Below are 2,176 nucleotides of genomic sequence, written 5' to 3' on the forward strand. Positions count from 1 at the left end.
CTGCGGGGTCTCACTTGTCTAGCTGCAGGGCTTAGAGGCACATGACATAAGCCAAACCGACCAAGAAGGCAAAGTGCGCCTTCCAGGACGATTCGTCTTATGCCACCAGCCTCTGAGCAAAGCCCTTCCGCTTTTCTAATAAGCTACTTTTCCCACAGGAGTCTTCGTCTTGCACTCCAATCAACCGCTGGAAAGAGCTAAAATCTAAATGTACATTGAACAAAAGAAAAAGTTTTGTCCCTGCCCCTTTCTTCATATAGAAGTCCCTTTATTTCTTATAATTCTCCCAGTTTAAGTTACTCTCATTCAACAGTTCTTCAAAAGATTTATTCTTCTCTCTTTGCTTTCTTTCCTCCACTTTCCGCTGACGCTCTTCTTCTTTTTTCACTTCTTCCACTTTTTCCAGTTCTTTTTTCTTACTCTTCAATTGTTCAAACAGGTCAGCATTTATGGAGTTCTTTAACGTCAATTCTGCTTCTTGTTTCTTTTTCTTAGACATATCGAATCCCCCTATTCGTTTCTATCCTTATTTATAAAACTTTTTTCCGCATTCGTCAAAGAGCTGATCAATCCAAGTCAATTGGAATAGACAAGGGAAATCTAAAAAGCCATCCAGGGAGAAATTTTATCCTCCCTGGATGGCTGGTGTTTTAATAAGCTTCGAGTTTTACATCATCGGCCACTTTAAGCTCGGCAGCCGTAGATGATAGAATGTCTTCCACCGTGAACCCGTTTGCCACTTCCCGCAGGAGCAGCCCTTCACTTGTCACATCCATGACTGCGCGGTCTGTGATGATCCGGTTGACCACCCCTTTGCCTGTTAGTGGCAAGGAGCAATCTTTCAGGATTTTGCTTTCACCATTTTTGTTCACATGTTCCATAATGACAATGATACGCTGAGCCCCATGTACCAGGTCCATAGCGCCGCCCATTCCTTTGATCATCTTTCCTGGGATCATCCAGTTTGCAAGATCACCATTTTCGGCAACTTCCATGCCCCCCAGGATGGCAATATTAATATGCCCTCCGCGAATCATCGCAAATGATTCGGCACTGTTAAAGTAAGAGGAGCCCGGAATGGCAGTGACCGTTTCTTTCCCTGCATTGATCAGGTCAGCATCCAATTCTTCTTCGGTCGGATATGGGCCTATCCCGAGGAGCCCGTTCTCCGACTGCAGCACAACCTGTTTATTCTCTGTAATATAGTTGGCGACCAGTGTCGGCATACCTATCCCTAAGTTCACGTAAAAACCATCCTGTATTTCTTTTTCCGCTCTTCTGGCGATCTTTTCACGCATCTTCGCACGATCCATCCTATCCACTCTCCCTTCTAGGCTTTGACTGTTCTTCTTTCTATGCGTTTTTCCTGCTCTGCCTGAATCAATCGTTGAACATAGATGCTCGGAGTATGTACTTCCTGCGGATTGATGTCCCCGATCTCCACAATCTCCTCTGCTTCAGCGATGGTCACTTTCCCTGCGGCAGCAATCATCGGATTGAAGTTCTGCGCTGTCTTGTTGTAAATGAGATTCCCCATTTTATCTGCTTTCCACGCTCTTACCAGTGAGAAATCTGCCGTAAAGGCTTCTTCCAACAGATATTCTTTTCCATTAAATGTCCGCGTCTCTTTTCCTTCCGCTACGGGTGTTCCCACCCCGGCCGGTGTATAAAACGCAGGGATTCCGGCGCCTCCCGCCCGGATCTTCTCCGCTAATGTTCCTTGAGGAACCAATTCCACTTCAAGCTCTCCTGAGAGCACCTGTCTTTCAAACTCTTTATTCTCACCTACATAGGAGCCTATCATTCTGTCAATCTGTTTATTTTGGAGCAATAAGCCGAGTCCCCAATCATCCACTCCGCAGTTATTTGAGATGACTGTCAGATTTTTAACTCCTTTATCCACAAGGGCAAGTATCAATTTCTCAGGAATGCCGCACAGACCGAACCCGCCTACCATAAGAGTGGCTCCATCATGTATATCCGCCACAGCTTCACTGTATGAAGTATAAACTTGTTTCATCGTGTTCCCTCCTCGTTTCTTTCTTAATCAACCTTCTTAATTGTTCAGCTCTACGACTGTCGCTACACCTTGCCCTCCGCCGATACACAACGTAGCCAATCCGTGCTGAACCTGTCTTTTCTTCATTTCATGGATCAATGTCACCAGGATCCTTGT

At 45.5% G+C, this 2,176-nt stretch carries 4 protein-coding genes; all 4 read right to left on the reverse strand.

Annotation, left to right across the window (positions count from 1 at the left end; genetic code table 11):
• Window positions 1–268: 268 nt before the first annotated feature.
• On the reverse strand, window positions 269–499 hold the full coding sequence (locus HP456_RS23135; protein WP_172255444.1) for a YqkE family protein: 231 nt from the start codon (window positions 497–499) through the stop codon (window positions 269–271).
• Window positions 500–650: 151 nt separating this feature from the next.
• Window positions 651–1,298: a CoA transferase subunit B gene (locus HP456_RS23140; protein WP_376766250.1), complete on the reverse strand. Its 648-nt coding sequence runs from the start codon at window positions 1,296–1,298 to the stop codon at window positions 651–653.
• 32 nt (window positions 1,299–1,330) lie between these two features.
• Window positions 1,331–2,020 (reverse strand): CoA transferase subunit A, encoded by a 690-nt coding sequence (locus HP456_RS23145; protein ID WP_172255448.1) that lies wholly within the window; start codon window positions 2,018–2,020, stop codon window positions 1,331–1,333.
• Window positions 2,021–2,056: 36 nt separating this feature from the next.
• Window positions 2,057–2,176 (reverse strand): hypothetical protein (locus HP456_RS25460; protein WP_172255449.1); only part of this gene is annotated, 120 nt, incomplete at its 5' end.

Source organism: Bacillus haikouensis (assembly GCF_013179555.1).
Taxonomy (GTDB): Bacteria; Bacillota; Bacilli; order Bacillales; family Bacillaceae_B; genus Rossellomorea; species Rossellomorea haikouensis_A.

Coding starts and splice junctions, on each gene's coding strand:
- HP456_RS23135 (WP_172255444.1), bottom strand. CDS start 499: ATGTCTAAGAAAAAGAAACAAGAAGCAGAATTGACGTTAAAGAACTCC.
- HP456_RS23140 (WP_376766250.1), bottom strand. CDS start 1,298: ATGCGTGAAAAGATCGCCAGAAGAGCGGAAAAAGAAATACAGGATGGT.
- HP456_RS23145 (WP_172255448.1), bottom strand. CDS start 2,020: ATGAAACAAGTTTATACTTCATACAGTGAAGCTGTGGCGGATATACAT.